Here is a 6,555-nt window from a genome sequence, read left to right on the forward strand (position 1 = left end):
GGAACCTCGTCCGAAGCATCCTTGATGGAATATGCAGCATTTATTGAACTATCGGAAATGCTTGGCTTTACTGACAGTCCGGACTACGAGACAGCGATACGAAATCTCTTTGAAGCCGGTGAGAAGCGCGGTATGATCGTGCAGAAGATGTATGATCTGGATAGTGAAAACCCCGAGGTTGCTGCAGCATACTACAATGCATTGCTGGAGGAACTTGAAAACACGTTCATGAACCAGGATCTTCTTCAGCAACAGTTAAGCAGCTATGGACAGAGCTTTGTAGATTACGTATTCAACACAATTGGAGAGATTGAATCCGGTCTAACCAGCGTTCTTGAAAAAGAGATTTCCGATGGACTTAGAGCAGACGTTCTATACATTCTCATAAGAAATAACTCCCTTTCCCTTGAGCTCGATTACAGTCCCGACTGGAGGAAGGAGAAGCTCAATCAAAGACTCGGTTACTTAGAAGCTTTGATACAAGTTGAGCCATCTGAAGCTGCTCAGACGGAGATAGAATCTATAATCTCCGAACTGGAGCAAATCGAAGCTGAGGCTGAGACTCCTGCAGCAACAGAATGAGCTTGGCTTTTTAAATAGGAGAGCCGGGGAAGTTGCCCCGGTTCTTTTTTTGATTGTGGCAGACTTTCATCTTTTCAGTTTTTGCGCCATGCGGATACTTCTATCCCGTCGTTTTCTCAGGCAATTTCCTCCGCATTACCATAAGAGTCTCCTCCGTGTTTTCCCGGCCTCACTTCAAAGAGTCTCGACATTCCTTTTGCCAAGAAGACAATGGTGAGAATGGCATTTGCAATACACGATATCAACACAAGATAGTGAACTGGAAGCCTGTCAACTGCGAAGCCAAAGACCGCTGAACCGAGAGGTGTTGCAATTTGCGCTAGAATCGAAATTACGGAAAAGACCCTAGATCTGTGGCTGGTAGGAAGTACTCGATGAAAAAGTGTTTGAAGAGGAGTATTCACAAATGCGTTGAACACACCCATTACAACTATCGGTATTCCCAGTGCGGCAAAGAACAACCAAGACGGTCCACCGAAAAGACTTGTGAAGTAAGGAAAGAAGAGAGCGGCTAGAAGGAAATTTAAGACTGTCTCTGTTACTAATCCCTCCGCAAACAGTTTGTCCTGTTTCTTATTCACGAGAATCGTACCAATTAGAATGTTTCCAAAAAGGACTCCCAATACCCAACCCGACTGGAGAAAACCGTATTGTTCGCTAGAGAAACCAACCAATGTGCGGGCGAAAAAAGGAAAAACAACGGTGAAAATCGGAGTTGACAAAAAATTGGAAACCATTGCAAACATCAGAACCATCATCAAGCCATCTATCTTCTTTAAATAGCCAATTCCTTCAACTATATCGACAAAAACGCTCTTTACCGAGACGCGCGTTTTTTTAGTAGTCTGCTGATAAACTATGAAGATTTCACTAATCGCAGAAAGAATAAACGATGTTCCATTTATAATGAAGACTATTTCAATTCCGAAAAGTCCATATAGAACTCCGCCGAGAGCAGGACCGACTATGTAGGAAACGGAGTTAACCGCGCCAAGAATAGAGTTTGCCTTCAGAAGTTTGTGCTCTTCAATGATATCTGGTAGCATTGCAGAAGTTGCCGGGTCGAATGAAATGTCGAAAGTCGATATAACTAGCTGGAAGACAAAGAGAAGCGCTAGATTCAAGACACCGACATCTGAGAGGTATGCCATAAGAATAATTGCTGCTCCTCTAGCAAAATCCATATATATCATAATATATTTCCGATTGAATCTATCACCCAAAACACCGGCGATTGGTCCAAAGAGGATTCTGGGCAGCATCGTTACTACAGAGAATGTGCCCATCATCACCCCGGAGCCAGTTAGATCCAAAATGTAGAGTGGTATCGCAAGCGCTTGAACGCCGCTTCCAATAAGTGACACTAGTCTTCCAAGAGTGAAAAGCCAGAAATTTCTTCCCAACCCTTTCATCGAACCACCTCAATTTCTGCAAATGCTGGTTTAATATTATCACGTTTAACGTCAAAACATCAAGATCTACCTTAAATTATTGATATTAGAAATTGAGTAGACACAACAAACTTTATTATTTCGTTCAAGAAAGTAGAATTGAATCCCGATTGGGGGAAAAGTCTTGTCAGATCTTCAACTTCACCGGAGGTTTTGATCTGCCGTGCTATCATCTAGTAATTATGAATTGGAAGTTCTATTACTTTTTAGAAGTTGCAGCAGGAGTGTTCATAGATTTTGGTTATCAGTTTATGAAGTAGGAGGAGGATTTTTATGTCTAGAGTAGTTACCTTCGGAGAAATAATGATGCGTCTCGCATCTCCTTTGGGAGAGAGATTTGAGCAGACCAAGAATTTCGAAGTTGTTTACGGGGGAGCGGAAGCCAATGTTGCTGTTGCGATTGCGAAGTACGGCGGAAAAAGTAGATTCGTATCCAAAGTATCTGCCGATCAGTTTGGAGACGCGGCAATTGGGAATATTGGTGTTCACGGGGTGGATACGAGTTATGTTTTGAAAGACATTGGCAGGCTAGGTAAATACTTCTATGAATATGGCTATTCTCAGAGACCGTCAAAGGTAATTTATGACCGTGACAACTCGGTCTTCGCTAATTCAAAGCCCGGAGATTTCGATTGGGAAGAGGTTTTCTCAGATGCCACCTGGTTCCACTTCACAGGCATTACTCCTGCGCTTAGCGACGGGTTGATTGAAACATGTGAAGTAGCTCTAAGAGAGGCCAAGAAGCGAGGAATAACTGTTTCTTGCGATCTAAATTACAGGTCGAGACTATGGAGCAAAGAAAAGGCGAGAAAGGTTATGACTTCTCTTATGAATAACATAGATGTCCTTTTTGCAAATGAGGAGGATAGTGAATCTGTCTTTGGAATAAAGGCTGAGGGCACTAATGTGAGTGATGGCAGGTTAAGTGTCGAGGGATACAGAGATGTGGCAACAAAGCTTAGGGACACTTTTGATCTGAAGGCAGTTGCAATTTCCCTAAGAGAAAGCATAAATGCCAATTTCAATAAATGGTCGGCTGCGCTGCTCACTGGAGGAGAATTTATTGTATCTACGAAATACGACATAAACATAATCGATCGTGTAGGCGGAGGAGATGCATTTGCTGCGGGATTGATTTTTGGACTGGACAATTCATGGGAACCATTGAAGTCACTTGAGTTCGGAGTCGCAGCCTCATGCCTAAAACACACAATAAAGGGAGACTTCAACATCGTATCTAGAGACGAGGTCGAAAAGCTACTTGGTGGAAACGCTTCAGGAAGAGTTGTGAGGTAGGAATTTGACATCCCGCCATTATCTGCAAAGTTGTGACGTATGCGGTTTCTAGTGCAGCAATTCAGTTGGTATCCCAAAATGCCCTAAGTGTGGCAGCACTCTGAATTACAGATACAATCAAATTGGCGGAATGAATCTGGATGATTTTCCGGACAAATATTGTTACGGCTTGTGAAAGTACCATAGACTACTACCAATCGATGATATTCGCCATTGTGTAACGCTGGGAGAGGGTGCAACTCCTTTAACTGCTGGCGTTAGACTTCAGGCTGAGTTGGGAAACACCGGGAGAATAATGCTGAAAGACGAAACTCAGAATCCTACCGGCACTTACAAAGATCGCCCTGCAGCTATGGGTGTCAGTAAGGCTAAGAAAATCGCTTCAGGAAAAGTAATCATCGCTTCTGATGGAAACGCTGGACCTGCAACAGCCGCTTATTGTGCGAAAGCTGGACTCCATTGTTTCGTACAGATGCCCGCCGATACGCCTGTTGAAAGAAATGTGCAAACGATCTTATATGGTGCTGAACTAATTCTTGTGGAAAAAAGCAATGTGAGTGATTGTATAGACATGATAATGGATCTATCTGAATCTTCTAGCTGGACTCACCTTACAACTGCCTCATCAGTCATTCCTTATCACTTTGAAGGTACGACCATAGCTTTCGAGATTGCTGGAGATCTTGGATGGAATACTCCCGATTGGGTTATGATGCCCGAGGGAGGGGCCGGACTATCAGCTGCTATTTGGAAGGGCTTTTTGGAGATGAGCGAAGCTGGTATGATAGCCAAACTCCCAAGACTCCTAGTTGTTCAGGCTGAGGGTTGTGCGCCTCTGGTAAAGGCCTTTAAGGAGCACGATACCAAGATCGAGAGATGGGAAAAGCCCAGTACTCTGGCGAAAGCAATTAGCGTGCCTTACCCGCTTGACGGTGAACTTGCTCTTCGAGCAATAAGGGATTCCGGTGGGTCGGCTATCTCCGTGTCAGACAGTGAGATGGTTAACGCTACCCGTGTCATGGCAAGACACGAGGGTATTTTTGCAGAACCAACTGGCGTGGCTTCTATAGCAGGTTTGGCGAAAGCCCTTGAAGAGGGAATCGAAAGTAAGGAAGAATCAGTTGTTGCGCTTGTTACGGGGACAGGACTAAAGGTCATCTTATCATTTACCAAGCTTCTTGAAATACATAGGACGATTGGAAAGAACATTTTGGATCTGAAGAGCATTTTAGAAGGATAAAGAATAGTGTGTTCTGCACCTCAAATACTGGAACCCACTGGTTGCATCCAGTAAGGCCCTTTCTCTTTAGTGATCAAAGTATAGAACGCGAAGAACAGAACGTTTCATGTATAGGGTAATCCTTATTTTATGTGTGATTATGTGGAGATTTCTCTTATTGACATTTAGAACGTCAAGAGTTCCTTGATCTTCGGCCTTGCATAAGTAGAGTTTTCTTCAAGGATCGACATATAGTCCATCCCTTTCACTCAGGGGATTTCGTTTTCCTTTTTCTGTTTTCAAGTACCTCAACTATTGCGGAGTCGATCTTTGACATGCCTTTTGAAAGAAGGACCTGGATATTTTCTATTGACCTGTCTAAAGTGTTGGAGATAAATCCCTGCTCTGAGTTGACTCCAAGATTGTCCATTGCCAGTAATGCACAGCTATATGCTTCCTGGCCTCCAAGGCCCGCCTTCAATGAACAGCTCTCTTTTGCACCATCGCACATGATGCCTGTCGTGCTCGATAGTATAGTCAGCATTGCCTGTTCGATTGTCTCCCTTGCTCCTCCAAGAAGATAGGTAATTCCTGCAGCGGCTCCCGTTCCGGCGGCTGTAACGCATCCACAGATCGGGGCAACTCTGCCGAGCTTGTTCTTTATGTAACCAGAGAAAAGGTGGCTCAAAGCTACTGCTTTTGCAATGTCTTTTCGGCTCTTTTGGAAGTACTCGCCGGTTAGAGCCACTGGAAGTGTGGCGACAATTCCCTGGTTACCGCTTCCGCTACTGCTCATCACAGGAAGGGGAACACCAGACATCCTGGCGGCCGAAGCCGCGAAACAATAGTTACGAATCTTGTATCCGAGGCTTACGTTTTCGTGGTAGCTGAAGGTCTCTTTTGAAGGCAACATTTTCTTAAGGCCAAATCTGGCAATCTCGAGATTCATTTCTATTCCCTCGAAGATCTTCTCGATTTCCAGTTCAGTGATTTCTCGAATTGACTCAAATATCTCTTCAGGAGTAAATTCTAATGCATCGGAGGGGACGAATCTCTCACTTGAACGGACCTTTTCTCCGTCTATCTCTAATGAAACTACATTCGTGTGACTGCCAGTTATCCTGCAAAGTACAGAATGATTATGATTAGACACCGTGGCTTCTATGAATACTCCAGATAGATCTTGATCACAGATCACACTGACCAGACCCTTGTCTATCATCTCTCTTGCAATACCGACCGATTCAACTCGGCAAGGCCTAAGTGCCTCGAGCTGGAGATCTGCATCCCCGCATATGGCGCCCAAAGCGGCAGCAAACTCATTTCCCTTTTCATTCGTACCTGGAATTCCCACGTACATTCCGTTCTTGTATACGTTGACGCTGGTAGTTACATGCACTTTTTCTGTTTTTCCCTCAAGTTTGCTTGCTGCAAGAGCAACACAAAATGCAATCGCTCCAGGTTCCGTACACCCAAGTGCAGGTCTAACTTCTTTTTCAAGGTATTGTTCAAGAAAGCGCATCTTTCACCTCCAATGTCCGATAACTTAGTTTAGCATTGGAAATGTTTTATGCAATTAATAGCAGGCCTCAAAGGTTATTGTTTTGAAGTAAGTATGAGCTCTTAACTCCCTCTTCCACTTGGAACTGAAAGTATACTCAACATTGTGGAGCTGGAAAATCATCTCTTGGAAGGCTTTCTTTTCTCGTTTTAAAGAGAAAGACGAACTTTCCAGAGTTCTTTATCTAGAATCGGTCATGTCTCATACTGAATTAAACTCTTCCAAGAGGGCTAAAGCAGTGTTCCTGATAGTCACTTCAATCTCCTTTGATGTTACATAAAAAATCTGGAAGGACAAATTTGACAATTATTGGATTGTGTTAGAATCCCTTTATTCGCTGAAATACTGACTGAGAAAGGCAATGACGGAAGATTGTTATCAGAAAAGACCATAAATCAGTCAGGTGAGGATAACTAGTCGGTACTGGAATCCTTAGTGTGAACAAT

3 protein-coding genes and 2 pseudogenes are annotated in these 6,555 nt (G+C 43.7%); 3 read left to right on the plus strand and 2 right to left on the minus strand.

Going from position 1 to position 6,555, the window contains the following annotated elements:
* A pseudogene (locus tag BG32_RS09970) lies at positions 1-582 on the plus strand (peptidylprolyl isomerase); the annotation flags it as partial.
* Between the two features lie 116 nt (positions 583-698).
* Here BG32_RS09970 and BG32_RS09975 read toward each other — a convergent pair.
* A complete protein-coding gene (locus BG32_RS09975) occupies positions 699-1,994 on the minus strand; it encodes an MFS transporter (protein ID WP_006492258.1) in 1,296 nt (431 codons plus the stop codon).
* Positions 1,995-2,306: 312 nt separating this feature from the next.
* On the opposite strand from BG32_RS09975, the gene BG32_RS09980 reads away from it, so the two are divergent.
* A complete protein-coding gene (locus tag BG32_RS09980) occupies positions 2,307-3,329 on the plus strand; it encodes a sugar kinase (RefSeq protein ID WP_006492260.1) in 1,023 nt (340 codons plus the stop codon).
* 187 nt (positions 3,330-3,516) lie between these two features.
* A pseudogene (gene thrC / locus BG32_RS09985) lies at positions 3,517-4,569 on the plus strand (threonine synthase); the annotation flags it as partial.
* Positions 4,570-4,813: 244 nt separating this feature from the next.
* Here the strand turns inward: thrC and BG32_RS09990 are convergent.
* A complete protein-coding gene (locus BG32_RS09990) occupies positions 4,814-6,070 on the minus strand; it encodes a serine dehydratase subunit alpha family protein (protein WP_006492263.1) in 1,257 nt (418 codons plus the stop codon).
* Between the last annotated feature and the right edge of the window lie 485 nt (positions 6,071-6,555).

The sequence above is a fragment of the Mesotoga sp. HF07.pep.5.2.highcov genome, from assembly GCF_003666285.1.
Taxonomy (GTDB): domain Bacteria; phylum Thermotogota; class Thermotogae; order Petrotogales; family Kosmotogaceae; genus Mesotoga; species Mesotoga prima.

Excerpts from the sequence above, each read along its gene's own strand:
- BG32_RS09975 (WP_006492258.1), bottom strand. The coding sequence starts at position 1,994 with ATGAAAGGGTTGGGAAGAAATTTCTGGCTTTTCACTCTTGGAAGACTA.
- BG32_RS09980 (WP_006492260.1), top strand. The coding sequence starts at position 2,307 with ATGTCTAGAGTAGTTACCTTCGGAGAAATAATGATGCGTCTCGCATCT.
- BG32_RS09990 (WP_006492263.1), bottom strand. The coding sequence starts at position 6,070 with ATGCGCTTTCTTGAACAATACCTTGAAAAAGAAGTTAGACCTGCACTT.